The sequence below is a fragment of the Pseudomonas rhodesiae genome, assembly GCF_007858255.1.
Lineage (GTDB): Bacteria > Pseudomonadota > Gammaproteobacteria > Pseudomonadales > Pseudomonadaceae > Aquipseudomonas > Aquipseudomonas rhodesiae.
Genome location: NZ_VFEU01000003.1, coordinates 133,161 through 160,138, shown reverse-complemented (window position 1 = coordinate 160,138; position 26,978 = coordinate 133,161). Strand labels below are relative to the sequence as shown.

Here is a 26,978-nt window from a genome sequence, read left to right as displayed (position 1 = left end):
CCCGCCGCGATGGCATCGCCTCACGTCAGCCGGTCTTGCCGGTATGGTTGTTCAACGAGATCACCTTGGTCTTTCCGATCCGGTGACGGTAAATCTCACGCAGGTACTTGATCGCCTTTTTCACGCAATCCCGTGACAGGCGAATGTCATTGATCGACACGAACTTCTCTTTGTCGTTGATCAGCTCGCGGTACTTCTTCTCGTACATCGGTTTGATCGCGTACCAGTTGGTATCGAGGATCTTCGCCGGGTTTTCAAACTCATTGAGCAACTCGTCGATACGGTCTTCGTCGAAATCCTCGTGGATGATGAAGTCCAGGATCGAGTTGTCCAGGGTGTCGTCGAAACGATACGGATTGCGCGCAAAGCAGCGTTTGATAAACGCCACGATCAAAGTGAGGAAGTCGTCCGACAGGCACGGGCTCTTGGCGATCAGGGTGGTCAGCGACAGGTTGGCCGACGCGCCGATCACCAGGGCATAGCGCTTGAGCGTGGTGTTGGGGAACAGGCTGTTGAGGTGAGTCTTGAGCCGATTCAGGTCCATATAGGACAGCTTGTAGTCCTTGGGCAGCGAGACGATCGACACCACCGACGAGCAGTTCTTGAAGAAGTGCAGGTCGTGCAGCGCCGCCGCGTCATAGCCGGAGTTCTTGTACTGCTCCAGCGACGCCTTATAACGCTTGGACTCGATAGGCAGCAGGCTGATGCCTTCAATGGCCTGGGTGACTTTATTGAAGTGCGGTAAATCAATGGAGCGGAAGAACAGGTCGTCGATGTTCAGGCGCTGAGGTTCTTTTTCGAACACCTTGAACTTGTCATTCGACGGCGCCGGGGTTTCCGGGACCACGGATTCGGCGTAGGCAATCGCCACCGGGCCGGCCAGGCTCATAAACAGGTCGTTGGCATCCAGGCGAATGGTTTCGCCGATGTCGATACCGGCGCGGCGGAAGTAGTTCTGGTCGTAGTCGGTGGTCACCGCCTGGGCCGTGAGGATGTTGAAGATCTGCTGGGAGATGTACTGGTTGGCGTGTTTCTCCATGGCATTGACATCAATGTTCTGGATATTGCCGTCGTCGCTCTCTTCGGCGTAACGCATGATGTCGTTGGAGATCAGCATCATGGCGTTCCACGGCCGGATGCGGCCCTTCACGCTGGCTTCGCTGCTATCTTCATTGGCGAAGTTGTACGAGAAGTCCCATTCTTCGGAAAGGTATTTGCACAGTAGGCGCCCGGCGTTGATGTGCAAGGCTTCGGACATTTCGCTGCGGTGGTCGGAAATATTCGGCAGTACGCAAATGCCGCTGGTGAAGATCGGCTCGAATACAAAGGCATGTCCGCTCTTGCTGTCGTGCTCGTCGGCGGGTTTGGTGTCGAACGTTTTGTTCATGTACGAGTGTTGTTGGGCCAGGCCGAATTCGGACGCCATCCCCGAGCCGGTGCCGCCGCCGGCGCTGAAAATCGAAAAGTACAGGCGCGACTGGTTGGCTTTGATGCCGCAGGAGTCGATGAGGTACGAGTGGATCATCTTCCAGTCGGGGCTGGAGAAACGCTGGGTATCTTTGTTGAGGATGATCTTGGCCAGGTACTGGCCGAGGATCGGGGCGTTACCGGCGCCGCCGGCATGCACTTCCGACAGGTCCATGATTTTCATTTTGCTGTAGTCGCGCAGGAAGCCGCTCTTTTCGTTCTTGCGCGAGAAGCGAATGCGCCCGGCGATGTCCTTGTCCAGATCGCCCAGCATTACCAGCGGTTCCACCAGGAATACCGGTTTGCTGGCCTTGCCGTTGCCCAGGCGCAGGTTATTGCGAATCCATTGGGCTGGGCTGTAACCCTTATCGATCGACTTGTCTTCGGTGCTGAATTCGTTCAGGTAAAACTTGCGCGCGTTGTATACCAGCTCTGCCACATCCAATGCGATGTTCGAACCGCAGCGGCCCAGGCCGATCAGGCACACCGAGGGGAATTCCTGCTCGCTGTGCTGCTCGCCATCGCCTTCGGCGTGGGGCGGGCGCGGGAACACCATGTCGCGCAGGCCGTCGAGGTTATCGAGGATGCGGTCGGTGTTGGTTTCGGTGAAGTACAAATACTGCTGAGTGGCCAGCGCGGAGGGGGTGCTCAATGACTTTGAACCTGAGGTTTTTTCCGCAGGAGCTGTGAGCAACACGTCGGATACCACGTTGGCAGAGTTATTTTTAGAAGTCATTGTGCGCCATGTGCCTGGGCGGATGGCTGAGGTGAATCAAAAGGCCATCACGGAATGGGAGTTCGCGACTTTACAGTGCGTCCTTGTCCTGCGCCGTTGAACTTGAGGCTGAAGCACTCAAGAAAACGCTACTGCGGACTCTGATGAATCGGCCGTTCGTCGGCGATCTTTAGGGAAATGATGGCGAACTGCCAAAGATCGATAGTCAGCGGATGGGCCTTACGATCGAACTCGCGCCGCTGCGGCTGGGCGAAGGCTCCTTCACATGCGCTGACTCCTTGCTGGCGACCGCACGCATCCCGTGGAGGGGGTTGCGCCGCTCTATGCCCTGAACCACACCAATGATGTCACTGACGGCCACCGCCGGGCTTAACAGGTAGCCCTGGATAAAGTCGCAGCCCAGGCCATGCAGCAGTTCGAATTGGCTCTGGGTTTCCACGCCCTCGGTCACCACATGAAGGTGAAGGGTATGGGCCATGCCGATGATCGCCTGGACGATCTCCAGATCGGCGGTGGACTTGGGAATGTCTTGGATAAACGAGCGATCGATCTTCAATGTGTTGAGCGGCAAGCGTTTGAGATAAGCAAGGGAAGAGTAGCCGGTGCCGAAATCGTCAATGGCCAGTGACACGCCCAGTGAGCGAATTTGTCGCAGTAGCGCCAAGGTGCTGCTGATATTGCCCATCAGCGCGTTCTCGGTCACTTCCAGCTCCAGGCGATTGGCGGCCAGGCCGCTGAAGCGCAGGGCATCTTCGATTTCATCCGCCAGTTCATCCCGCGCCAGGTTCAGGGCCGAGCAGTTCACCGAGAGGGTCAGGTCAGTGTAGCCCCGGTCCGTGAGCAGGCTCAGGTCATGACAGGCCTGGCGCAACACCCAATGGTCCAGCTCGGCGATCAGGCCGTTGTTTTCGGCAATCTCGATAAACCGATCGGGCGCAAGCAGCCCATGCTGTGGATGCTGCCAGCGCACCAGGGCTTCCAGGCGACTGACTTTGCCCAGTTTCATGTCGAAGATCGGTTGGTAGAACAGTACCAATTGGGTTCCCGTGCGCAGGGCGTTGCGCAGTTCTTCTTCCAATTGCAGTTCGAGAGTGGCGCGGGCCTTCAGGTTGGAACTGAAGAAATTCAGGCTGTTGCGCCCCGCATCTTTGGACTGATATAGCGCCAGGTCGGCAGTTTTGAGCAGTTCCTCGCATGTCTGGCCGTCATCGGGAAACAGGCTGATGCCGATGCTGGTGGTCATCACCATCCGACGGCCAGCCAGTTCCACCGGTTCTTTCATTTTTTGCATGATGCGCTGGGCCAGATGCCGCGCTTCGTCGCGGTGGTGAATGCTGATAAGGATGCAGAACTCGTCGCCGCCGAACCGGGCGACCACGTCGGCATGGCTGCGCACCGAGCTTTTGATATGGCTGGCCAGCACTGTCAGTAGCTGATCCCCGGCGTCATGGCCGAGGCTATCGTTAATGCGTTTGAAATGGTCGATATCGAGGAAGATCACCGCCATCATGCCGTGGGTGACCGTTTTTTCCGCGACTTTCTCCGCAAAGATCTGGTTGAACCCGCGACGATTGAGCAGGCTGGTCAGCGCGTCGTAATGGGCCACCTGCTGCAACGAGGCGCGGGCCTGATCCAGTTCGCTGAGCAATGCGTTGACCCGGCGCAGGTCGCGTTCCTTGTGCTGCAGCTTCTTATCCGCCAGGGCCGCGCTGATGCTGCTGCCGATCACCAACAGCGTGATGACGGCCACGGAAAGGCCCAGTTGGATAGGGTTGTTGTCCAGTCGCAGCGAAAGGTCCGCACCCGTTGGCACCATCAATTGCAATGCCGCCATGCCGGTGAAGTGCATGCTGATAATGCCCGCCCCAAGCATCAGGCTGGCCGCGTATTTGAGCAGTTGATGGAAGATCCCGGCGCCGGTGCGCAGATAACTCGACAACAACAACGCCGCCAGGCTGGCGCCGATGGCGATCCCGATGGAGCCCAGTAGCAGCCATGAGTCGAAATACATTTGGGCTTGGGAGCGCATGGCCGACATGCCGACGTAATGCATCAAGGCAATGCCGAGGCCCATCCACACGGCTGCCAGCAGGTACTGATGCAATCGCACCGTCGTGTGACTGAGGGTTTTCATGGCGAACAGCGAAGCGACGAGGGCGATCAGCAGAGATGCGAAGGTCGTCAGCAGTTCATAGTGGATCGCGATGGGGGCCTGGAAGGCCAGCATGCTGATGAAGTGAGTCGACCAGATGCCGCCAGCCAGACAACCGGCGCCGAGCCAGCGCCAGTGGCGGCGGGCAGTGGGGGCTTCGACATGGCCGACCCGTTCGGCCATGTCCAGCGTGCCGAACCCGGCCGCGCAGGCGACCAGATAAGCCAGCAGCACCAGGAATGGGTTATGACTGCAGTTGAGTAATAAGTGCCCGTTCGCTGGAAGGTCGGTGAAAAAGTGCAGACCTAGCCATTCCATAGCATGTCCCGTCATAGCGTCACGTCACTGCCTTCGGCGATGACCTATGAGGTCGAGTATAGAAGCCTCGCAGGATTTTCCATGGCTAATGGCACTTTGCTCTGAACCGTTTCGGCATGCTGCCCATAGCGTTTGATGCTAAGCGCTGATGGGCAGGTCTAATTCGAACGGTGCTGGCAGCGGCGCCAGGCCGAACGCAGCGCGCGCAGCATCGCAGTCGACGTTCTGCACGCCCTGGCTCCAAGACGATTCGAACTCGCGGCACACACTGGAGCGTTGTTCATAGATGGTGCACCGGGTGCCTTCTCCTACCTGGCCTACAAGGCTGCAGCACCGCGCGGGTTTTTGATCGGTGCCGATCATCGCCACGCGGGTGGGGTTGATCTGTACCACCAGATCATCGGGCACCGTACCCCCCGACGAGGCGCACTCGCCCCAGAAGAACGACACGCGAAAATAGGAACAGCAGGCACCGCAACTCAGACACGGACTGGCTTCGGACATGGGCGTCATCGATACGAAAAGTGGGATAGGGGCACTACGGGAAGGCTCGCCATTCTATCCACGCCATCGCCGTTGGGAAGAGGGGGGCGCATATATATTTTGTGTGGGTTAAGTCCCGCAGCGCCGGGTGAAATTACGTCCTATCAGCTTTACGAATCATTACAGACAACCATCGCCAGCGTGACTATGTTGCAGGAACCTGAGCAGGATGCAGCGGGCATCGCAGCTCTCATAACAATAAAAGAGACGGACCCATGCAGAACTCGACCCAAGCGGCGAATGCCTGGCGCATTCTGTTCCTGCTGTTCCTCGCCAACCTATTCAACTTCTTTGATCGCACCATCCCGGCGATCATCATCGAACCCATTCGCATGGAATGGCACCTGAGCGACTTTCAGCTCGGCATTATCGGCACCGCCTTCACCATCGTCTATGCCATCGCCGGCCTGCCCCTTGGGCGTCTGGCCGATACCGGTTCGCGCAGCAAATTGATGGGGTGGGGCCTGTTTGCCTGGAGCGGGCTGACGGCGGTCAACGGCCTGGTGGGCAGTTTCTGGAGTTTTCTGCTGGTGCGTATGGGCATCGGCATCGGCGAAGCCAGCTACGCACCGGCCGCTAACTCGCTGATCGGCGACCTGTTCCCGGCGCACCGCCGCGCCCGTGCCATGGGGATCTTTATGCTTGGGCTGCCACTGGGGCTGTTGCTGGCGTTCTTTACCATCGGGGCGATGGTCAAGGCGTTCGACAGCTGGCGCGCGCCGTTCTTTATTGCCGCAGTGCCGGGGCTGATCCTGGCGGTGTTCATGTTCTACATCAAAGAGCCCAAGCGTGGCGCGGCGGAGGCCGTGCAGGTGTCCCAGACGCGTGTCGACCGCCCGATCCGCCGTGTGCTGGCGGTGCCGACGTTCCTGTGGCTGGTGCTGGCCGGGCTGTGCTTCAACTTCGCGACCTACGCGTGCAATTCGTTTCTGGTGCCGATGTTGCAGCGCTATTTCCTGCTGCCGTTGCAAGACGCGGCGGTGGCCACTGGGGTTATTGTCGGTGTGACCGGCCTGGTCGGCCTGACCTTGGGCGGTTGGGTGGCCGACAAGATTCACCAGCGGATTGCCAATGGCCGTCTGTTGTTCGCCGCCTGCAGCCTGATTATTTCCACCGTCACCACCGCTTGGGCGCTGCACGCCGGGCGCATTGAAATCGGCGTATTTGTCGCGTTGTTCAGCGTTGGCTGGTTGTTTGCGTACAACTTCTACACCTGTGTCTACACCGCGATTCAAGACGTGGTGGAGCCGCGCCTGCGGGCGACGGCGATGGCGCTGTTTTTTGCTGGGTTGTACCTGCTGGGCGGCGGCATGGGGCCGATTGTGGTGGGCGGCTTGTCCGACTACTTTGCCCATTCGGCGATGTATGCGGACGGGGCGCAACAGATGACGGAAGCCTACAAGGCCGTGGGGTTGCACGACGCCATGTACCTGATTCCGGTGGCGCTGTTGTTGACGATGCTGTTTCTGTTCCAGGCCTCGCGCAGTTTTGTGCGGGATGCCAAGCGGATGAAGGAAGGTTTGAGTGCGGTTGAAGTGCCGGCTGTTGCCGCGACCGCTTGAGACTGAGGTGATGCCATCGGGGGCAAGCCCCCTCCCACATTGATCAGTGATCGACATGACGGCTCGGTCAACTGTGGGAGTGGGCAAGCCCCCTCCCACATTGATCAGTAATCGACATGACAGCTCGGTCAACTGTGGGAGTGGGCAAGTCCCCTTCCACATTGATCAGTGATCGACATGACAACTCGGTCAACTGTGGGAGGGGGCTTGCCCCCGATAAGGTCACCAGGGCAGGAGAGTCATCAACCCGCCACCAGCACCCGAATTGCTTCCAGGCGCAGCGCGGCTTTGTCGAGCATGGCCAGGCCTTGCTCGCGTTGCTGGCGCAGGGCAACCAGTTCGCTGTCGCGCACGGTCGGGTTGACCGCTTGCAAGGCGGTCAGGCGCGCCAGTTCTTCATCGGTATCCGCCGCCAGGCGACGTTTGGCTTCGGCCACGCGTTCGGCGTGGCGCGGGGTGATCTTCTCTTCACCGGCGTTGATGCGCGGGGTGAGTTGATCGCGCTGGGCCTGTACGAACTTGTTGGCGCTGGCCCGTGGCACGCTTTCCAACTGATCGTTAAGGGTTTCGAACGACACGCGACCGGCCAGGTCGTTGCCATTGGTGTCCAGCAGGCAGCGCAGGGCCGCCGGTGGCAGGTAGCGACCCAGTTGCAGCGAACGCGGCGCCACCACCTCACTGACATACAACAGTTCAAGCAGCACGGTGCCGGGTTTGAGCGCCTTGTTCTTGATCAGCGCCACGGCGGTGTTGCCCATTGAACCGGACAGCACCAGGTCCATGCCGCCTTGCACCATCGGGTGTTCCCAGGTGATGAACTGCATGTCTTCGCGCGACAGCGCCTGGTCGCGATCGTAGGTGATGGTCACGCCTTCGTCGTCGCCCAGGGGGAAACTGGCGTCGAGCATTTTTTCGCTGGGCTTGAGGATCAGTGCATTTTCCGAATGATCTTCACTGTCGATACCGAACGCATCGAACAGGGTTTCCATATAGATCGGCAGTGCGAACTGATCGTCCTGCTCCAGGATGGCTTCCACCAGCGCATCGCCTTCACCCGCGCCGCCGGAGTTGAGTTCCAGCAGGCGGTCGCGACCGGTGTGCAGTTCCTCTTCCAGACGCTCGCGCTCGGCACGGGCCTCGTCGATCAGCGCTTGCCACTCGCCATCGTCAGCGTTTTCCAGCAGCGGCAGCAGGCGCGGGCCGAACTGATGCTGCAAGGCGTTGCCGGTCGGGCAGGTGTTGAGGAAGGCGTTCAGCGCTTCGTGGTACCACTGGAACAGACGCTCCTGCGGGCTGGTTTCCAGGTACGGCACATGCAGTTCGATCACATGTTTCTGGCCGATTCGGTCCAGACGGCCGATCCGCTGCTCCAGCAGGTCCGGGTGGGACGGCAGATCGAACAGCACCAGGTGGTGGGCGAACTGGAAGTTGCGGCCTTCACTGCCGATTTCCGAACAAATCAACACCTGGGCGCCGAATTCCTCATCGGCGAAGTAGGCGGCGGCGCGGTCACGCTCAAGAATGTTCATGCCTTCATGGAACACCGTGGCCGGAATACCGGAACGCACGCGCAGCGCGTCCTCCAGGTCCATGGCGGTTTCGGCGTGGGCGCAGATCACCAGGACCTTGGTGCGCTTGAGCATTTTCAGCTGGTCGATCAGCCACTCGACCCGTGGGTCGAAACGCCACCAACGGTTTTCTTCGTCGATATCCGGCTGCGACTGGAAGCTGACTTCCGGGTACAACTCGGCGTGCTCGCCCAGGGGCAATTCGAGGTATTCGTCCGGGTTCGGCAGCGGGTAGGCGTGCAACTTGCGCTCCGGGAACCCCTGCACCGCGGCGCGGGTGTTGCGGAACAGCACACGGCCGGTGCCGTGGCGGTCCAGCAGCTCACGCACCAGACGGGCGCTGGCATCGGTGTCGCCATCGTTGACGGCGGTGAGCAGCGCTTCGCCTTCGTTGCCGAGGAAGCCGTGGATGGTCTGGTGTGCGGCCGGCGACAGACGACCCTTGTCCAGCAGTTCCTGCACTGCTTCGGCCACCGGGCGATAGTTTTCGCTCTCGGCACGGAAAGCTTGCAGGTCATGGAAGCGATTCGGGTCAAGCAGGCGCAGGCGCGCGAAGTGGCTGTCCTGGCCCAGTTGCTCCGGGGTTGCGGTCAGCAGCAGCACGCCGGGAATGACCTCGGCCAGTTGCTCGACCAGCGCGTATTCCGGGCTGACCTTGTCTTCATGCCACACCAGGTGATGGGCTTCGTCGACCACCAGCAGGTCCCAGCCGGCGGCGAACAGCGCGTCCTGGGCTTTCTCGTCGTCCACCAGCCACTCCAGGGCCACCAGTGCGAGCTGGGTGTCTTCGAATGGGTTGGTGGCATCGCTTTCGATAAAGCGTTCTTCGTCGAACAGCGCAACCTGCAGGTTGAAGCGGCGGCGCATTTCCACCAGCCATTGGTGCTGCAGGTTTTCCGGGACCAGGATCAGCACGCGATTGGCGCGGCCCGACAGCAGCTGGCGATGGATCACCAGGCCGGCTTCGATGGTTTTGCCCAGGCCCACTTCGTCGGCCAGCAATACCCGCGGCGCGATACGGTCAGCGACTTCACGGGCGATATGCAGTTGGTGCGCGATAGGCTGCGCACGCACGCCGCCCAGGCCCCACAGCGAAGATTGCAGTTGGCGGCTGGTGTGTTCCAGGGTGTGGTAGCGCAGCGAGAACCAGGCCAGCGGGTCGATCTGCCCGGCGAACAACCGGTCGCTGGCCAGGCGGAACTGGATGAAATTGGAGAGTTGGGTTTCCGGCAGGGTGACCTGCTCGTTCTGCCCATTGAGGCCGTGATACACCAGCAGACCGTCGACGTCGTCGACTTCCTGCACGGTCATTTTCCAGCCTTCGAAGTGGGTGATGGAGTCGCCCGGCGAAAACCGCACGCGGGTCAGAGGCGCATTCCGTAGCGCATACTGGCGGGTGTCGCCAGTGGCCGGATAGAGCACGGTCAACAAGCGGCCGTCCTGTGCCAGAACGGTGCCTAACCCCAGCTCTGCTTCGCTGTCACTAATCCAGCGTTGCCCCGGTTGATACTGCTGCGCCATGCTGCCTGACTCCCGCCGTGAAAAAGCCGACTATCTTAACGGAACAAGGTCCACCGCCCAAGGACTCTGACAAAAACTACGCCGTTTGCATGCCGCCTTGGGCGCTGAATCGACGGGTGGCGGGCACTTGCGAGTGTCGACTGGGTCACAGCTTCGAACCGTGGCGCTCAAGTCGCTCCGCACTACGCCGACAGCCTGAGATCAGGAGATGAAAATTTATGCTGCCACCCATGTTGCCCGTCAGCGTTGTGCCGGTCACGTCACAACTCGATCCGGTGCGCCAGAAGCCGGATATCCCGCCCGTGGTGCCCGTGCAACAAGGCTCCAACGAAAGCACGATCGATCTGAAAAAGGGCGATGCCGAACAATCCACTTTTCTGCTGCGCGAAGAACAACGTCGTCAGCAGGAACAGCAGAAGCGTCGGCGCGAGGCGGATGAAGATCCCGAGCAGCACCTGGCCATTCCCGGCGATGTGCTCAACGCCGACAACACCGTGCCGGTAGTGCCACTGATTGAAGACGCGCCGCGCCAGGGCCTGTGGGTGGACGTCGAAGTCTAGCGGCGCAGCGCCCGCAGGGCGTTTAGCAGGACCTCGATATCGCCATCGTCGTTGAGCGGGCTGACGGAGATGCGTGCAATGCTGGACAGGCCCCGTGCCTGCATGTCCAACGGAGTGTAGGCCACACCGTTGGCGCCAATGTTGATGCCCTGCAAGCCCAACCGCCGTTTGAGTTCGAACCCATCCCAGTCGTCGAGCGTGAAGGCGATCAAGCCCGATTGATGCTCGCCCAAGTCATGCAAAGAAATACCCGGAACCTCACGCAATGCCTGGCGGATTCTGGCACTTAGCTGCGTAACCCTTTCCCACACGCGCTGAATCCCAAGCCGGTTCATCTCCTGCAACGCATTGCCCAATCCGCCCAATAAGGCATAGGACACTTCGCTGGTTTCAAACCGCCGGGCGTCGTCGCGCAGCTCGAAACCTTCGGCACCCCACGGCGCGGAAAACACGTCGCGCTGAGCCGGGTTCAGGCGCGGCAGGAATGCCGGTCGCACATACAACAGTGCCGTACCCCGTGGTCCGCGCAGGTGCTTGCGCCCGGCGGACTTGAGTACATCGCAGTGCAGTGTCTGCACATCCACCGGCAGTTGGCCGACGGCTTGGCCGGCATCAATAAAGTAGGCAATGCCATGGCGCCTCGCCACGTCGCCGATGGCCTGGGCAGGGTTGATCAGGCCGCTGTTGGCGGGCAGCCAGGTCAAGTCGATCAGCTTGACCCGTTCATCGATCATCCCCGCCAGCGCCAGCGGGCACACGGCGCCGCTGGCATCACAGGGGATCACCTCAATGCGGGCGCCCGCTTGCACGGCCACTTGCATGCTTGCCAGGTTGCCGCCCCATTCATGCCGCCCCACCAGAATCCTGTCCCCCGGTTGCCATGGGCCGAGGGCCTGGAATGCCAGGTTCCAGGCACTCGAGCCGCTGCTGGCGAAGGCGATGGAGGAGGGTGGGGCGTTGAGCAACTGCGCGGCGGCGCGCCGGGCATTGTCCGCCAGCGCGGCACCCTGCTCGCCGGCTTCCATCGGACCGTCGTGGGCCTCGCGCTGCAGTTGCTCGATGATGGCGTCCAGGGTTGCCTGGCTGGGTAGGGACGCGCCTGCATGATTGAAGTGCACCAGGCCCGCTTGGCAGCCCGGTGTGGCCTCGCGCAATTGGCGGATCTCCAGCGGACTCATGGCCGCACCTCGAAGATCGCGTCAACCTCCACCGCCACGCCGGCGGGCAGGCTGGCCACGCCCACCGCAGTGCGCACATGCCGGCCCTTTTCGCCAAGAACGTTGACCAACAGGTCCGACGCGCCATTGGCCACTGCGCCTTGGCGTTGAAAATCGCTGCTGCTGGCAATGAACACCCCCAGGCGCAGGATCCGCACCAGCCGCGACAAGTCATCGCCCAGGGCATCGCTCAGTTGCGCGAGCAGTCCCAGGGCTGCCAGTTCGGCCGCCTGAATGCCTTCCTCATCGCTGAGGGACTCGCCCAATCGGCCCACATAAGTAGGCTTGCCGTCCACCAATGGGATTTGCCCGGAGATAAACAGGTGCTGGTGGCTGACAACGTGATTGATGTAGTTGGCAATCGGCTGGCTGGGGGAGGGCAGCGTCAGGCCCAGAGCATTTGCGCGGGCGCGGAGGGAGTCGCTCATGATCAAGCCTCTTATGAGTGGGAGGCGTGAGCATGTTGGTCTTGATCGACAGCGACAAACGGATAGATCTCACCCGACGTATCGAAATAACTCACGCGTCAGTGCAGGCGTTCTTCAGCCACGCGACGAAGGATTCAGCCGCTGGGCTGATGCCACCTTGCGGGGCGATCAGCCAATAGCCGATGTCGCTGTGATAGGGCGGCCAATCGAAGGCCGGCACCAGGCTGCCGTCCTGCAAACGGCGTTCGATCAAGCGGTGACGCCCCATGGCAATGCCTTGTCCGGCCACAGCGGCTTCGACCACGATGTTGTAGTCGTGCAACAACACGCGGGGGTGTGGCTCAAGGTCTACATGGTAATGCGCGGACCAATCGGTCCATTCGAACGGTCGGTGCGAAGTGGCCATCAGCAATGGGCCATTGGGCACCTGGCTGGCCTTGAACGCGGGGCTGCACACCGGGGAGATCACCTCGGTCATCAGCCGGCTGGCCTGGACGTCGGCCCAGTCGCCCTTGCCGTAGCGGATGGCTAGGTCGACTTCGGCGGCGGCGACGTTGGCCAGTTGAATGGCTGGCAGCAACTCAACCTGAATAAGCGGGTAGCGGTTGAGAAAACCGGCCAGACGCGGGGCCAGCCACAGAGTGGCGAATGAGGCCAGCAGGCCGATGCGCAATACCGTCGTGTGCGGCGCAACTCGTTGCGCGCGGGTGGCGGTGGCGATTGCATCGAGGGCCGGACGGATAGTGTCGTAGTACTGTTGGCCATCAGCGGTCAGATCAATCGCACGGGTGCGTCGGATAAACAACGCTTTACCCAAGTGTTGTTCGAGTTTCTGCACTTGATGACTCAGCGCGCTTTGGGTCACTGACAATTCGGACGCTGCCTTGATAAAGCTCAAGTGCCGTGCCACGGCTTCGAACGCGCGCAGCGCCAGCAACGGCGGAAGGTCTTTGTGCAGTGCCACCTGAATGCACCTCGAACGGTTGGGCAGAAGCGCCGATTTTGGTCGATGGCCTGCCTTTTGTCGTCCGCTGATTTGCCGTGGGGCGGGGTTGGCCGCATTATTGGGGCATTCCCGCCACCACAAAAGCCAAGCCATGAGTGATGAACCCAAGCTGATCGACCTGAATGCCGAACGCGCCAAGCGGGTGCATGACCTTAACGAGAAACGTCTGAATGAAGTTCGCCAGGCATTCGAACAGGCCATGCCCCTTGGAAAAGCCAAGAAGAAACCGAAAAACAAACCTAAAAAGCGTTGAAATGGCCTGCATCTATTGATGCAGGTCAGTTATTTCCCTCCTTTACGCCCCGTCGCGGGCGACATTGATCCCCGTCAATTTTCCAATGTGCCTTCTCCATTAACTTAGCCCCATCGCAACAGGGCAAGCACAGGAGGCCGGTCATGTTTATCGATAATGTGGTGTTTGCCGGAGTGCTGACGGTCAGCCTCATGGTGTTGTTCTTTGTAGGGTTTGGAATTTTTATCTGGAAAGACTCGCATAAGCGTAAAAAACCTTAAGTCTTTCCGGATTACATGAGCACGCAAGGCATTTTGGGCGACTTCGGTCGCCCTTTTTTTTGCCTGTTATTTAAGCCTGGCATTAATGCGCAGCCATAAAAAAAGGTGCGGTCCTCCTGCGAGGCCGCACCTTTTTTTATTCAGCGCAGGGTGATCAGCTACCCAGCGCCTTGGACGCCAGCCAGAACAACCCGGCCGACAACGCCACCGTCGCCGGCAAGGTCAGCACCCAGGCCATCAGGATGGTCTTGACCGTGCCGCCTTGCAGGCCGCTTTTGTTGGCAACCATGGTGCCGGCAACGCCCGACGACAGCACATGGGTGGTCGACACCGGCAGGCTGAAGATGTTGGCCAGGCCAATCATGCTCGCCGTGGTGATCTGCGCCGACATGCCTTGGGCGTAGGTCATGCCTTGCTTGCCGATCTTCTCGCCGATGGTCAGCACTACGCGCTTCCAACCGACCATGGTGCCCAGGCCCAGGGCCAATGCAACGGCCAGGATCACCCAGAACGGTGCGTACTCGGTGGTGGCGGTCAGGTCTTTGCGCAGCTTGTCGAGGTCGGATTTCTCACGGGCATCCAGGCCTGGCAGCTTGCCGACTTTCTTCGCGGTGTCGTCCAGGCAAAGCAGGTAGCGACGCACTTCGATACGTTGATCGGCGCTCAGCGAATGGTAGTCGGACACACCTTTCAAGGTGTTGACCAGCGCGTTGATGGTCGGCTCGGTCTGTTGCGGGTTGCACTGGAACTTGCCCGGCAGGTCGTCCTTCATGCTTTTGCCCAGGGCCAGGAACTCGCCGAGGGTTTCGTTATTGCGCTGATAGAACTGACTCAAATGCACGGTGGCGTCGCGGGTGCGTTCGATCTGGTAAGTGGTGCTGCCCAGATCGAGAACGAACTGCGCCGGTACGATACCGATCAGCACCAACATGATCAGGCCGATACCCTTCTGACCGTCGTTGGAACCGTGCACGAAGCTTACGGCCATGGCTGAGATCACCAGTACCAGACGGTTCCAGAACGGCGGGTGCTTCTTGTCGTCGAGCTTGCGGCGCTGGTCCGGCGTCTTGTGCATCTTCGACAGCGGGCGCCACCACTTCAGGCCGATCAACACCAGGGCTGCGACCAGGAACCCGGCCATCGGCGAGAACACCAGAGAGGCACCGATATCGATCGCTTTCTGCCAGTTCACACCGTCAGCCAGGGGGATGTCGTTGATCAGTGCGTTGGCCAGGCCGACACCGAGGATCGAGCCGATCAAGGTATGGGAACTGGAAGCAGGGATGCCGAAATACCAGGTGCCGAGGTTCCAGGTGATCGCCGCCGCCAATAATGAGAAGACCATGGCCAGACCATGGCCGGTATTCACATTGATCAGCAGCTCCACCGGCAGCAGATGCACGATGGCGTAAGCGACACCCACACCGCCGAGCAACACGCCGAGGAAGTTGAACACCCCGGAGAAGAACACGGCCAGGTGTGGCGGCATGGCTTTGGTATAGATGACTGTGGCCACCGCGTTAGCGGTGTCATGAAAGCCATTGATGAACTCGAAGGCGAGGACAAAGGCCAGGGCGAGCAACAGGCTCACTAGAACCCACGCATCCAGTCCGCTGAATAAATCGATCATGAAGGTTTTCTGACCCGGTCGTAAGGGGGCGCGATTATGCCAGAAAACCTCGGTAATCGATGCACTAGCTGCTCATCGGTAACATTCATCAATGAAAAAATACCCAGGGACGGCGTGTATCCCAGGGATTCCGGGGCTTTGGCAAGTGTTTGATTTATAAAGCAGAGGGCGTGCGAGGAGGGGGAATGTCACCAAAATGTCATATCGGAAACATTTGTATGAAATTTTACTGGAAGTGGTGAGGTACCAAGGAGCCGGCTGCTAGCCATACGCCAGCAGCCAAGGCCACACCCAGGCTGTAACCGAATCGCTTATGGCTCTTGGGCCTTGAGTTCCTGTTCTATCTTTTGGATTTCCTGGGCAAACGCCTGATCCAGCAGGCTGGCGCGCTTGCGCCACGGTTTGCGCTCAGGTTCAGGCTGGGCGGCGTAGGTGGTGACTTCCCCGCCGTAAACGTCCTTGTAACGTTGTTCCTGGCGCTCAAGTTCCGCGCGCAGTTCATCTTTCGTCACATTGTTACCTAAATGAGTTGAGTGTATTTAAGTTCAAGCGTCATGCCTGATGGCCGCCCCGGATTGTTCAAAGTTGAACCGGTGTCGTGTTCAAGTTTGAAAATACAGAAGACAGACCGTGGCGGTCATTTCAGGCAAGTAGTTGCGCTCGGTCATGCACTGCCTGTGCACGATTTCGGGCCCGCTTGCGCTAGCAACGTCGAATGGGCCTGAGCACAGGGTGCATTATAGCCGCGCATCTGAATAACACTATCGGCATAGAGTTAAAAAGCTTCAAGGATGTGTGAACATCTTGTGATACCCGCGTGTGAGTATTAATAAAAGTCTAGCGTCAGAAAGTCCGCAACTGCTTTAACGGCGAACATCGTTTTGTATAACTTTGCGCAGCATCATCAGGTTTGAGCGCTGGGCCTGCCGGGCAGGAATACGACGAGTTGCGATAATCGAATACCCGTTCGATAATCGCCCGGCGTCGTCGCCCCAAGCTTGTATCGCGCGGCCGGCGCGGCTTGTAATACCGGGCAAACCTCCCCTGCGGCTGACAATAAGAGAAGGCATCGAGATGAATGATCAATTGCGCAATTCTTTCGCGTCCGTAGCCCCTCCGATCGTTGCCTCGCCGGCAAAACGCATCCAGGCGTTTACCGGTGATCCCGACTTTATGACCTCCCTGGCCCGCGGCCTGGCCGTGGTGCAAGCCTTCCAGGAGCGCAAACGCCACCTGACCATCGCCCAGATCAGCCATCGCACCGAAATCCCGCGTGCCGCCGTGCGCCGTTGCCTGCACACCCTGATCAAACTCGGCTACGCCACCACCGACGGGCGTACCTATTCGCTGCTGCCCAAGGTTCTGACCCTGGGCCACGCGTACCTGTCGTCCACGCCGCTGGCGGTATCGGCACAGCCCTATCTGGATCGCATGAGCGAGCAACTCCACGAAGCCTGCAACATGGCGACCCTCGAAGGCGATGACATCCTCTATATCGCCCGTTCGGCCACCACTCAGCGCCTGATCTCCGTGGACCTCTCCGTCGGCGGGCGTTTGCCGGCGTACTGCACCTCCATGGGTCGCATCCTGCTGGCGGCGCTGGACGATGCGTCGCTGCAGGACTACCTCGACCACGCCGATCTGCAAACCAAGACCAGCCGTACCCTTACCACGCCTCAAGCCTTGTTCGAATGCCTGCAACAGGTACGTCAGCAGGGCTGGTGCATCGTCGATCAGGAGCTCGAACAGGGCCTGCGCTCCATCGCCGTGCCGGTGTATGACGCCTCCGGCCAAGTGCTCGCGGCGCTGAATGTGAGCACCCACGCCGGGCGGGTCAGTCGCAGCGAGCTGGAACAGCGTTTCTTGCCCAGTATGCTCAGCGCCAGCCGCGAGCTGAGTGCGCAGCTGTTTGCCTAAGTGTTCGGTGACCGCACAGATCCCGATCTGATCAATTGACGGTGTTTCCCCCGGCTTATTAATGTGCGGCAGCGCTGTTCCAGCGCCCTTTAATAAGAATGACGGCCCCAGGCCGTCAGCCCGCCATCGGTGTGGAATAAAAATAATGAATCAGCCTTCTGTCGGTACTTCTCTGGACGTGCAGTCCTTTATCAATAGCCAGCCACTGTCGCGCTATCAGTGGCGCGTGGTCATCCTGTGTTTCCTGATCGTGTTTCTCGATGGCCTCGATACGGCGGCCATGGGCTTCATCGCGCCGGCTTTGTCCCAGGACTGGGGCATCGACCGCGCCAGCCTTGGCCCGGTGATGAGCGCCGCGCTGATCGGCATGGTGTTCGGCGCCCTGGGCTCCGGCCCGCTGGCCGACCGTTTCGGGCGCAAAGTCGTGCTGGTAGGCGCGGTGCTGGTGTTCGGTGCATTCAGCCTGGCTTCGGCCTACAGCAGCAGCGTCGATCAGTTGCTGGTGTTGCGTTTTCTCACCGGCTTGGGCCTGGGCGCGGGTATGCCCAACGCCACCACCTTGCTCTCCGAATACACCCCTGAGCGCCATAAGTCGCTGCTGGTGACCAGCATGTTCTGCGGCTTCAACCTGGGCATGGCCGGCGGCGGGTTTATCTCGGCCAAGCTGATCCCCGCGTTTGGCTGGCATAGCCTGTTGTTGATCGGCGGCATTCTGCCGTTGATCCTGGCCGTGGTGCTGCTGGTGTGGTTGCCGGAATCGGCGCGTTATCTGGTGGTACGCAACCGTGGCACCGACAAAGTGCGCCGGACCCTCTCGCCCATCGAACCCAATCTCGTCGCCCAGGCCACCCATTTCAGTGTGCCCGAACAAAAAACCGTGAAGGCACGCAACGTGTTCGCGGTGATCTTTTCCGGTACCTACAGCGCCGGCACCTTGTTGCTATGGCTGACCTACTTCATGGGCCTGGTGATCGTGTACCTGCTGACCAGCTGGCTGCCCACCCTGATGCGCGACAGCGGCGCGAGCATGGAGCAGGCCGCGTTTATCGGCGCGCTGTTCCAGTTCGGAGGTGTATTGAGCGCGGTCGGCGTGGGCTGGGCAATGGACCGGTTCAACCCGCATAAGGTCATCGGTACGTTTTACCTGCTGGCCGGTGTGTTTGCCTACGCGGTCGGGCAGAGCCTGGGCAGCATCACGCTACTGGCAACCCTGGTGCTGATCGCCGGGATGTGCGTCAACGGCGCGCAATCGGCGATGCCTTCCCTGGCGGCGCGCTTCTACCCGACCCAAGGCCGCGCCACTGGGGTGTCGTGGATGCTTGGCATCGGGCGTTTCGGCGCGATTCTCGGGGCCTGGATGGGCGCCACGCTGCTGGGCCTGGGCTGGAACTTCGAGCAAGTGCTCACCGCCCTGGTGATTCCCGCCGCACTGGCCACCACTGCGGTTGTGATCAAAGGCATGGTCAGCCATGCCGACGCGACCTGATCGATAGCCTGCCAACAATCAGTTCGATAATCGAACGCTTAGTCGATTATCGGATTGTTCGGCCCATTTGCCCGGCTTAATCTGCAAGCACTCGGCGCGCCCTCAGCGCCTTTTTCGATCAACACCGGGAGCCCGACCCCCATGGCTGAAATCCTTGCCCTGCGTGATGCGGTAAAGCAATTCGTCAACGACGGCGATACCGTCGCAATGGAAGGTTTTACCCACCTCATTCCTACGGCAGCGGGTCATGAAATCATTCGTCAAGGCAAGAAAGACCTGACGCTGGTACGCATGACACCTGACCTGATCTACGACCAGTTGATCGGCGCCGGTTGTGCCCGCAAGCTGATTTTTTCCTGGGGCGGCAACCCCGGCGTAGGCTCCCTGCATCGTCTGCGCGACGCGGTCGAAAAGCAGTGGCCGCAACCGCTGGAGATCGAAGAACACAGCCACGCCGACCTGGCCAATGCTTACGTAGCCGGGGCCTCCGGCCTACCGTTCGCGGTGCTGCGCGCTTACGCCGGTTCCGACTTGCCCAAGGTCAACCCGCTGATCAAGAGCGTGACTTGCCCATTCACCGGCGAAGTGCTGGCAGCGGTGCCGTCGGTGCGCCCGGATGTCACGGTGATTCACGCGCAGAAGGCCGACCGCAAGGGCAACGTGTTGCTCTGGGGCATTCTCGGTGTACAGAAAGAAGCCGCGCTGGCCGCCAAGCGTTGCATCGTCACCGTGGAAGAAATCGTCGACGACCTGAACGCGCCGATGAACAGCTGTGTGCTGCCGACCTGGGCCCTGACAGCGGTGTGCCATGTGCCCGGCGGCGCGCACCCGTCCTACGCCCATGGCTACAACGAGCGGGATAACCGTTTCTATCAGGCGTGGGACCCTATCGCTCGCGACCGTGAGACCTTTACCGCATGGATCGACGACTACATCCGCGGCACTGCCGATTTCACTGAGTTCCAGGCCAAGCTGGCCGCCGCACCGGAGGCCAAGTAATGACCTATTCGACCAATGAGATGATGACCGTCGCCGCCGCGCGCCGCCTCAACAACGGTTCGGTGTGCTTCGTCGGCATCGGCCTGCCCTCCAAGGCCGCCAACCTGGCGCGCCTGACCTCATCGCCGGACGTGGTGCTGATCTACGAGTCCGGCCCGATCGGCGCCAAGCCGTCCGTGCTGCCGCTGTCCATCGGTGATGGCGAGCTGGCGGAAACCGCCGACACCGTGGTGCCCACTGGGGAAATTTTCCGTTACTGGCTGCAAGGCGGGCGCATTGACGTGGGCTTCCTCGGCGCGGCCCAGGTCGACCGTTTCGGCAATATCAACACGACCGTGGTCGGCGATTACCACCAGCCCAAGGTGCGTTTGCCGGGGGCCGGGGGTGCGCCGGAAATCGCCGGCTCGGCCAAGAGCGTGTTGATCATTCTCAAGCAGTCGGCGCGATCGTTCGTCGACAAGCTGGACTTCATCACCTCGGTCGGCCATGGCGAAGGCGGCGACTCGCGTAAACGGCTGGGTCTGCCAGGCGCAGGGCCTGTAGGGATTATTACCGACCTGTGCGTCATGGAGCCGGAGGAGGGCACCCATGAGTTCGTGGTCACCGCGCTGCATCCCGGCGTGACCCGTGAACAGGTGGTGGCCGCCACCGGTTGGGCGATTCGTTTCGCCGAACAGGTCAGCACCACCGCCGAACCCACTGAGGCCGAGCTGACCGCGTTGCGCGACCTTGAAGCCCGCACCGCCGCCGCCCACGGCCAAGCCCCGGGAGAAGCCTGATGCGCGAGGTATTTATCTGCGACGCCATTCGCACCCCCATCGGCCGCTTTGGCGGTGGTTTATCCAGCGTACGCGCCGACGACCTGGCGGCGCTGCCGATCAAGGCGCTGATGGCGCGCAACCCGTCGGTGCAATGGGACGCGGTCGATGAGGTGTTCCTCGGCTGTGCCAACCAGGCCGGCGAAGACAACCGCAATGTGGCGCGCATGGCGTTGCTGCTGGCCGGCCTGCCGGAGAGCGTGCCGGGCGTGACCCTCAACCGTTTGTGCGCCTCGGGCATGGAGGCCATCGGCACTGCGTTTCGTGCCATTGCCAGCGGCGAGATGGAGTTGGTGATTGCCGGTGGCGTCGAGTCGATGTCCCGTGCGCCCTTCGTGATGGGCAAGGCCGATGCCGCGTTTTCGCGCAACATGACGCTGGAAGACACCACCATCGGCTGGCGCTTTATCAACCCGTTGATGAAAGCCCAATACGGCGTGGATGCGATGCCGCAAACCGCCGATAACGTGGCCGACGATTACAACGTCTCCCGCGCCGACCAGGACGCGTTCGCCCTGCGCAGCCAGCAACGCACGGCTGCCGCGCAGGCCGCCGGTTACTTTGCCGAGGAAATCGTGCCGGTGCGGGTCGCCCATAAAAAAGGCGAAACCGTGGTGGAACGCGATGAACATCCACGGGACACCACCCTGGAAGCCCTGGCCAAACTCAAGCCGGTCAACGGCCCCGACAAGAGTGTCACCGCCGGCAATGCCTCGGGGGTCAACGACGGCGCGGCGGCGCTGATTCTGGCGTCCGCCGAGGCTGTGCGACAACACGGTTTGACGGCCCGCGCCCGCGTATTGGGCATGGCCAGTGCCGGTGTAGCCCCGCGCGTAATGGGCATCGGCCCGGTGCCGGCGGTGCGCAAACTGTTGGCCCGTCTGGACCTGGCAGTAAGCGATTTCGATGTGATCGAGCTCAACGAAGCCTTCGCCAGCCAAGGCCTGGCCGTACTGCGTGAACTGGGCCTGGCCGACGATGCGCCGCAGGTCAACCCGAACGGCGGCGCTATTGCCCTTGGCCATCCATTGGGCATGAGCGGCGCGCGGCTGGTCTTGACGGCCCTGCATCAATTGGAAAAAACCGGCGGCCGCAAAGGCCTGACCACCCTATGCGTGGGCGTCGGCCAAGGCCTGGCCCTGGCGATCGAACGCGTCTGAGTCTAATAAGAGAGGATGGCTCCATGAGTGATAAGCCCGGTTACCGGCGCCCCCAGGCGGGCACCCAGCCTGAATACCTGCATCCGGCGTACCAGTCGACGAACCTGCGTTCGCCGTCCAAGCCGTTGGTGTTTCTGCCCCATTCCTTGTCGGAAATCACCGGCCCGACCATCGGCGCCGAGCGGGTCGGCGAGAAGGACAACGACCTCACCGCCCAGCATGACGGCGAGCCCCTGGGCGAACGCATCATCATCCATGGCCGCGTGCTGGATGAAAACGGCCTGCCGGTGCCCGGTATTCTGGTGGAGATCTGGCAGGCCAACGCGGCCGGGCGCTACAACCACCCGCGCGACCTGCACGATGCGCCGCTGGACCCCAACTTCACCGGCACCGGGCGTACCGTTACCGACGCCGACGGCTGGTACCAGTTCCAGACCATCAAGCCCGGCGCCTATCCGTGGGGCAACCACCACAACGCGTGGCGTCCGGCCCATATCCACTTTTCGCTGTTCGGCCCCAGCGTGCTCACGCGTTTGGTGACCCAGATGTATTTCCCCGGCGACCCGCTGCTCGAATACGACCCGATCTACAACTGCGTGCCGGACACCCGTGCCAAGGAACGCCTGATCGCGCGTTTCGATCTGGAAAAAACCATTCCGTCCTATGCCCTCGGCTACCGCTGGGACATCGTCCTGCGCGGCCGCGATGCCACGCCGATGGAGAAATAAGATGACACTCAACGCAACCACGTCCCACACCGTCGGGCCGTACTACCACATTGGTCTGACCTGGCTGAACCGCGAAGACCTGACCACCCCGGCCACCCTAGGCGAGCGCGTGGCGATCAGCGGGCAAGTGGTGGATGGCAAGGGCGAGGTCGTCAATGACGCCATGCTGGAAGTCTGGCAGGCCAACGCCGCCGGCAAGTACGACCACCCCGAGGACGAGCAGGACAAAGCCCTCGACCCAAGTTTTGAAGGCTTCGGCCGCGTGCCGGTGGACGCCGAAGGGCGGTTTCGCTTCACCACCATCAAGCCGGGCAGTGTGCCGGGGCTCAACGGCACGACCCAGGCACCGCACTTGGTGATATTGGTGTTTGCCCGTGGTCTGGTGAAGCACTTGCTTACGCGGATTTATTTCGATGGTGAAGCACTGAATGGGGATGACCCGTTGCTGGCCTGTGTGCCCGCGGAGCGCCGGAGTACCTTGGTGGCCAAGCCGGACGCGCACGGTGTGTATCAGTGGAATGTGATTTTGCAGGGGACCGATAAGGAAACGGTGTTCTTCGATTATTGAGTCGTTTGGTAGGGCCTGATCGGGGGCAAGCTCCCTCCCACAGTTGTTAGGCGGTGCGGTCAAGATGTGGGAGGGGGCTTGCCCCCGATCAGGCCGTCTCAGGCACCGCTTTCGGAACATGGCTGTTGCAAAGTGTGTCTAGGCTATAACCGTTCCCACTGAGTGAAAACACTATGACCACCACCAGTCATTACACCGGCGAAGAACGCAGCAAGCGCATCTTCGCGATTGTCGGTGCCTCTTCCGGCAACTTGGTCGAATGGTTCGACTTTTACGTCTATGCCTTCTGCGCCATTTATTTCGCTCCGGCGTTTTTCCCATCGGATGATCCCACCGTTCAACTGCTTAACACCGCCGGTGTGTTCGCCGCCGGGTTCCTGATGCGGCCGATCGGCGGCTGGCTGTTTGGTCGAGTGGCCGATAAGCATGGGCGCAAGAACTCGATGATGATCTCGGTGCTGATGATGTGCGCCGGGTCGCTGGTTATCGCCTTTCTGCCCACCTACAAGGATATCGGCGCCTGGGCCCCGGCATTGCTGCTGGTGGCGCGGTTGTTCCAGGGGTTGTCGGTGGGCGGCGAATACGGCACCACGGCCACTTATATGAGTGAGGTGGCGCTCAAGGGGCAGCGCGGCTTCTTCGCCTCGTTCCAATACGTGACGCTGATCGGCGGGCAATTGCTGGCCGTGCTGGTGGTGGTGATCCTGCAACAGCTGCTCAGCGAAGAGGAGCTGCGCGCCTGGGGCTGGCGCGTTCCGTTCGTGATCGGCGCGATTGCCGCGCTGATCTCCTTGTTGCTGCGTCGCACCCTGAAAGAAACCACCAGCCAGGAAACCCGCCAGGACAAAAACGCCGGCAGTGTGGCCGCGCTGTTCCGTCATCACAAAGCCGCGTTTATCACAGTACTGGGCTACACCGCCGGCGGTTCGCTGATTTTCTACACATTCACCACCTACATGCAGAAGTACCTGGTGAACACCGCCGGCCTGCACGCCAAGACCGCCAGCTTCATCATGACCGGCGCGCTGTTTTTGTACATGTGCATGCAGCCGTTGTTCGGCATGCTCTCGGACAAGATCGGCCGACGTAACTCGATGCTCTGGTTCGGCGCGCTCGGCACGCTGTGCACGGTGCCGATCCTGTTGACGTTGAAAACCGTGACCAGTCCGTTTCTGGCATTTGTGTTGATTTCCCTGGCACTGGCGATTGTGAGTTTCTACACCTCCATCAGCGGCCTGGTGAAAGCCGAAATGTTCCCGCCCCATGTTCGCGCCCTCGGCGTCGGGCTGGCTTACGCCGTGGCCAATGCGCTGTTCGGCGGCTCGGCGGAATATGTGGCGTTGGGCTTGAAGTCCATGGGCATGGAAAACACTTTCTACTGGTACGTGACTGGCATGATGGCGGTGGCGTTCCTGTTCAGCTTGCGTCTGCCGAAACAGGCGGAATACCTGCATCACGATCTGTAAGGACTCAGTTATGACGTTGCGCACGAGTAACCAACTGTTCGACGCCTATTTCACCGCCGACAGCATGGCCGAGGTGTTCTGCGACCAGGGGCGCTTGCAGGGCATGCTGGATTTCGAAGCCGCTCTGGCCCGGGCGCAGGCGCGCGTCGGGTTGATTCCGCCAGCGGCCGTGGCACCGATTGCCCAGGCGTGCCTGGCATCGCTGTACGACGTGGATGCCCTCGGCATGGCGATTGCCTCGGCGGGCAACTCGGCGATCCCAGTGGTGAAAGCCTTGGGCAAATTGATTGCCAGCGAGGACGCCGACGCCGAGCGCTATGTGCACCTGGGCGCCACCAGCCAGGACGTGATGGACACCGGCCTGGTCCTGCAACTGCGGCGTGCCTTGGTGTTGATCGAAAGCGACCTGGCGCAATTGGGCGATGTGCTGGCCGCGCAAGCCCAGCGCTATGCCGCGGTGCCATTGGCCGGGCGCACCTGGTTGCAACATGCGACACCCGTGACCCTGGGCATGAAAATCGCCGGATGGCTGGGCGCGGTGACGCGCAGCCGGCAACGTCTGGCCGAACTCAAACCGCGTTTGCTGGTGCTGCAATTCGGCGGCGCCTCCGGCACGTTGGCGGCGTTGGGCGAACAGGCCATGCCGGTGGCCGAAGCCTTGGCCGCCGAACTGCACCTGAGCCTGCCCGATCAACCCTGGCACACCCAGCGTGATCGCCTGGTGGAGTTCGCCAGTGTGTTGGGCCTGATCGCCGGCAGCCTCGGCAAGCTGGGGCGGGACATCAGCCTGCTGATGCAGACCGAAGCGGCGGAAGTGTTCGAACCTGCCGCGCCGGGCAAGGGCGGTTCTTCCACCATGCCGCACAAACGCAACCCGGTGGGCGCCGCCGTCCTGATCAGCGCCGCCACTCGTGTACCGGGGCTGGTGGCCACGATGTTCAGCGCCATGCCCCAGGAACACGAGCGCAGCCTGGGCCTGTGGCATGCCGAGTGGGAAACCCTGCCGCAGATTTGCCGGTTGGTTTCCGGTGCCTTGCAGCAGGCGGTATTGCTGAGCCAGGGCTTGGAGGTCGACCCGGCGCGCATGGCGCGCAACCTCGAATTGACCCAGGGCCTGGTGCTGGCCGAAGCGGTGAGCATTGTGCTCGCCCAGCGCCTGGGCCGCGAAACCGCGCACCATCTGCTGGAGCGATGCTGTCAGCGGGCGGTCGCCGAGGGGCGCCATCTGCGCGCGGTATTGGCGGACGAACCACAGATCACCGCCGAACTGTCCGCCACGGAGCTGGATCGCCTGCTCGACCCGGCCCATTACCTGGGGCAGGCGCACACTTGGGTCAGCCGCGCCGTGACCGATCATTTTGCATTGACTGCCTGAGGAGACTGCTGTGGCTTTTGTACAACTCGCCGAGGGCGACCTGCACTACCAACTGGAAGGCCCGGTGGATGCGCCGGTGCTGGTGCTGTCCAATTCGTTGGGCACCAACCTACGTATGTGGGATACCCAGATCCCGGCGTTCACCGAGCATTTTCGCGTGTTGCGCTATGACACCCGTGGGCATGGCAAATCGCTGGTGACCGAGGGGCCTTACAGCATCGAGCAATTGGGGCGCGATGTGCTCGCGCTGCTGGATGGGTTGCAGATTCGCCGCGCGCATTTTTGCGGGTTGTCCATGGGCGGCCTGATCGGCCAATGGCTGGGCATTAACGCCGGTGAGCGCTTGCAGCGTCTGGTGGTGTGCAACACCGCCGCCAAAATCGGCACGCCCGAGGTGTGGAACCCACGCATCGAGACGGTGCTGCGCGATGGCGCGGATGCGATGGTGGCTTTGCGCGATGCGTCGATTGCGCGCTGGTTCACCCCCGACTTCGCGGCCGCCAACCCACATCAGGCCAAACTGATCACCGACATGCTCGCCGCCACCGCGCCCCAGGGCTACGCGGCCAACTGCGCGGCGGTACGGGATACGGATTTACGCGCAAACCTAGGGTCGATCCAGGTGCCGACCCTGGTCATCGCCGGCAGTGAAGATGCCGTCACGCCGCCAGCGGGTGGGCACTTTATCCAGCAACAGGTCAAGGCTGCCGAGTACGCCGAGTTCTACGCCGCGCACCTGTCCAATGTGCAGGCCGGTGCTGCGTTCAGTGACCGGGTGATTAAATTCCTGTTGTGCCGCTAAGGAGCTTTTCGTGGACGAGAAACAACGTTACGCCGACGGCCTGCAAGTGCGTCGTGAAGTGCTGGGCGATGCCCATGTCGACCGCAGCCTCAATGCGTTGACCGAATTCAACAGCGAGTTCCAGGAGATGATCACCCGTCATGCCTGGGGCGATATCTGGACCCGACCGGGCTTGCCCAGGCACACCCGCAGCCTGATCACCATCGCCATGCTGATCGGCATGAACCGCAGCGAAGAACTCAAGCTGCACCTGCGCGCCGCCGCCAGCAACGGCGTGACCCGCGCCGAGATCAAGGAGGTGCTGATGCAGAGCGCCATCTACTGCGGGATTCCGGCGGCGAATGCGACCTTTCACCTGGCCGAGTCGGTGTGGGATGAGCTGGGTGTGGAGTCGCGGGAACCGGTTTGAACAGGGGGTTCCCGCGCAGGCGTGGAGGG

24 protein-coding genes are annotated in these 26,978 nt (G+C 61.1%); 15 read left to right on the top strand and 9 right to left on the bottom strand.

Translation table 11 applies throughout. From position 1 onward, the window contains the following. Nucleotides 1-25: 25 nt before the first annotated feature. From FIV35_RS05445 to FIV35_RS05435, 3 genes are all read right to left on the bottom strand, one after another. The gene (locus FIV35_RS05445) at nucleotides 26-2,203 is read right to left on the bottom strand and encodes a hypothetical protein (protein ID WP_034137281.1); all 2,178 of its coding nucleotides are present in this window, start codon (nucleotides 2,201-2,203) and stop codon (nucleotides 26-28) included. A 205-nt stretch (nucleotides 2,204-2,408) separates the two neighbouring features. Next, entirely contained in the window at nucleotides 2,409-4,673 is a 2,265-nt protein-coding gene (locus tag FIV35_RS05440) for a putative bifunctional diguanylate cyclase/phosphodiesterase (RefSeq protein ID WP_034137282.1), read from the bottom strand. A gap of 138 nt (nucleotides 4,674-4,811) precedes the next feature. Then, on the bottom strand, nucleotides 4,812-5,177 hold the full coding sequence (locus FIV35_RS05435; protein ID WP_034137283.1) for a YkgJ family cysteine cluster protein: 366 nt from the start codon (nucleotides 5,175-5,177) through the stop codon (nucleotides 4,812-4,814). Nucleotides 5,178-5,431: 254 nt separating this feature from the next. Here FIV35_RS05435 and FIV35_RS05430 point away from each other — a divergent pair, with 254 nt between their 5' ends. Then, the gene (locus tag FIV35_RS05430; protein ID WP_034137284.1) at nucleotides 5,432-6,778 is read left to right on the top strand and encodes a spinster family MFS transporter; all 1,347 of its coding nucleotides are present in this window, start codon (nucleotides 5,432-5,434) and stop codon (nucleotides 6,776-6,778) included. Nucleotides 6,779-7,020: 242 nt separating this feature from the next. On the opposite strand, the gene rapA is transcribed toward FIV35_RS05430, so the two are convergent. After that, nucleotides 7,021-9,867, bottom strand: a complete 2,847-nt coding sequence (rapA, locus tag FIV35_RS05425) for an RNA polymerase-associated protein RapA (protein WP_034096306.1) — start codon at nucleotides 9,865-9,867, stop codon at nucleotides 7,021-7,023. Nucleotides 9,868-10,085: 218 nt separating this feature from the next. Here rapA and FIV35_RS05420 point away from each other — a divergent pair, with 218 nt between their 5' ends. Continuing rightward, nucleotides 10,086-10,427 carry a hypothetical protein gene (locus tag FIV35_RS05420; protein WP_034137285.1) on the top strand — a complete coding sequence of 114 codons (342 nt, stop codon included), beginning with the start codon at nucleotides 10,086-10,088 and terminating at the stop codon, nucleotides 10,425-10,427. Here FIV35_RS05420 and FIV35_RS05415 read toward each other — a convergent pair. The 3 genes from FIV35_RS05415 to FIV35_RS05405 all read right to left on the bottom strand — a co-directional run bounded on the left by FIV35_RS05415 (nucleotide 10,424) and on the right by FIV35_RS05405 (nucleotide 13,036). Beyond that, nucleotides 10,424-11,605 (bottom strand): aminotransferase class V-fold PLP-dependent enzyme, encoded by a 1,182-nt coding sequence (locus tag FIV35_RS05415; protein WP_034137286.1) that lies wholly within the window; start codon nucleotides 11,603-11,605, stop codon nucleotides 10,424-10,426. The genes FIV35_RS05420 and FIV35_RS05415 overlap by 4 nt on opposite strands. After that, a complete protein-coding gene (locus FIV35_RS05410; RefSeq protein ID WP_034137287.1) occupies nucleotides 11,602-12,072 on the bottom strand; it encodes a RidA family protein in 471 nt (156 codons plus the stop codon). Before FIV35_RS05410 ends, FIV35_RS05415 begins: the two co-directional genes overlap by 4 nt. Nucleotides 12,073-12,163: 91 nt before the next feature. Further along, entirely contained in the window at nucleotides 12,164-13,036 is an 873-nt protein-coding gene (locus tag FIV35_RS05405; RefSeq protein WP_034137288.1) for a LysR substrate-binding domain-containing protein, read from the bottom strand. A gap of 133 nt (nucleotides 13,037-13,169) precedes the next feature. On the opposite strand from FIV35_RS05405, the gene FIV35_RS29555 reads away from it, so the two are divergent. Together FIV35_RS29555 and ccoM are read left to right on the top strand one after the other, a co-directional pair. Further along, on the top strand, nucleotides 13,170-13,331 hold the full coding sequence (locus tag FIV35_RS29555) for a hypothetical protein (protein WP_094064713.1): 162 nt from the start codon (nucleotides 13,170-13,172) through the stop codon (nucleotides 13,329-13,331). Between the two features lie 143 nt (nucleotides 13,332-13,474). After that, the gene (gene ccoM / locus FIV35_RS30075) at nucleotides 13,475-13,591 is read left to right on the top strand and encodes a cytochrome c oxidase subunit CcoM (protein ID WP_034137290.1); all 117 of its coding nucleotides are present in this window, start codon (nucleotides 13,475-13,477) and stop codon (nucleotides 13,589-13,591) included. Between the two features lie 154 nt (nucleotides 13,592-13,745). Here the strand turns inward: ccoM and FIV35_RS05400 are convergent, their stop codons facing one another. Next, entirely contained in the window at nucleotides 13,746-15,221 is a 1,476-nt protein-coding gene (locus FIV35_RS05400) for an inorganic phosphate transporter (RefSeq protein ID WP_034096310.1), read from the bottom strand. A gap of 311 nt (nucleotides 15,222-15,532) precedes the next feature. Beyond that, nucleotides 15,533-15,733 carry a hypothetical protein gene (locus FIV35_RS05395; protein WP_034137291.1) on the bottom strand — a complete coding sequence of 67 codons (201 nt, stop codon included), beginning with the start codon at nucleotides 15,731-15,733 and terminating at the stop codon, nucleotides 15,533-15,535. Between the two features lie 562 nt (nucleotides 15,734-16,295). Here FIV35_RS05395 and pcaR point away from each other — a divergent pair. The 11 genes from pcaR to pcaC all read left to right on the top strand — a co-directional run bounded on the left by pcaR (nucleotide 16,296) and on the right by pcaC (nucleotide 26,949). Continuing rightward, entirely contained in the window at nucleotides 16,296-17,138 is an 843-nt protein-coding gene (pcaR, locus tag FIV35_RS05390; protein WP_003189296.1) for a pca regulon transcriptional regulator PcaR, read from the top strand. Nucleotides 17,139-17,283: 145 nt separating this feature from the next. Beyond that, the gene (gene pcaK, locus FIV35_RS05385; protein WP_034137292.1) at nucleotides 17,284-18,624 is read left to right on the top strand and encodes a 4-hydroxybenzoate transporter PcaK; all 1,341 of its coding nucleotides are present in this window, start codon (nucleotides 17,284-17,286) and stop codon (nucleotides 18,622-18,624) included. Nucleotides 18,625-18,765: 141 nt separating this feature from the next. Beyond that, nucleotides 18,766-19,623 (top strand): CoA transferase subunit A, encoded by an 858-nt coding sequence (locus FIV35_RS05380; RefSeq protein WP_034137293.1) that lies wholly within the window; start codon nucleotides 18,766-18,768, stop codon nucleotides 19,621-19,623. Further along, complete coding sequence (locus FIV35_RS05375) at nucleotides 19,623-20,402, top strand: CoA-transferase subunit beta (protein ID WP_034137294.1); 780 nt, start codon at nucleotides 19,623-19,625, stop codon at nucleotides 20,400-20,402. Before FIV35_RS05380 ends, FIV35_RS05375 begins: the two co-directional genes overlap by 1 nt. Continuing rightward, nucleotides 20,399-21,601: a 3-oxoadipyl-CoA thiolase gene (pcaF, locus tag FIV35_RS05370; RefSeq protein WP_173603576.1), complete on the top strand. Its 1,203-nt coding sequence runs from the start codon at nucleotides 20,399-20,401 to the stop codon at nucleotides 21,599-21,601. Before FIV35_RS05375 ends, pcaF begins: the two co-directional genes overlap by 4 nt. A gap of 23 nt (nucleotides 21,602-21,624) precedes the next feature. Continuing rightward, nucleotides 21,625-22,329 carry a protocatechuate 3,4-dioxygenase subunit beta gene (gene pcaH / locus FIV35_RS05365; RefSeq protein ID WP_034137295.1) on the top strand — a complete coding sequence of 235 codons (705 nt, stop codon included), beginning with the start codon at nucleotides 21,625-21,627 and terminating at the stop codon, nucleotides 22,327-22,329. 1 nt (nucleotide 22,330) lies between these two features. Further along, the gene (pcaG, locus tag FIV35_RS05360; RefSeq protein ID WP_034137296.1) at nucleotides 22,331-22,897 is read left to right on the top strand and encodes a protocatechuate 3,4-dioxygenase subunit alpha; all 567 of its coding nucleotides are present in this window, start codon (nucleotides 22,331-22,333) and stop codon (nucleotides 22,895-22,897) included. A 173-nt stretch (nucleotides 22,898-23,070) separates the two neighbouring features. Continuing rightward, nucleotides 23,071-24,363 carry an MFS family transporter gene (locus FIV35_RS05355; protein WP_034137297.1) on the top strand — a complete coding sequence of 431 codons (1,293 nt, stop codon included), beginning with the start codon at nucleotides 23,071-23,073 and terminating at the stop codon, nucleotides 24,361-24,363. Between the two features lie 10 nt (nucleotides 24,364-24,373). Next, entirely contained in the window at nucleotides 24,374-25,738 is a 1,365-nt protein-coding gene (locus FIV35_RS05350) for a 3-carboxy-cis,cis-muconate cycloisomerase (protein ID WP_034137298.1), read from the top strand. Between the two features lie 10 nt (nucleotides 25,739-25,748). After that, entirely contained in the window at nucleotides 25,749-26,540 is a 792-nt protein-coding gene (gene pcaD, locus FIV35_RS05345) for a 3-oxoadipate enol-lactonase (protein ID WP_034137299.1), read from the top strand. Nucleotides 26,541-26,550: 10 nt separating this feature from the next. Further along, nucleotides 26,551-26,949: a 4-carboxymuconolactone decarboxylase gene (gene pcaC / locus FIV35_RS05340; RefSeq protein WP_034137300.1), complete on the top strand. Its 399-nt coding sequence runs from the start codon at nucleotides 26,551-26,553 to the stop codon at nucleotides 26,947-26,949. Nucleotides 26,950-26,978: the final 29 nt, after the last annotated feature.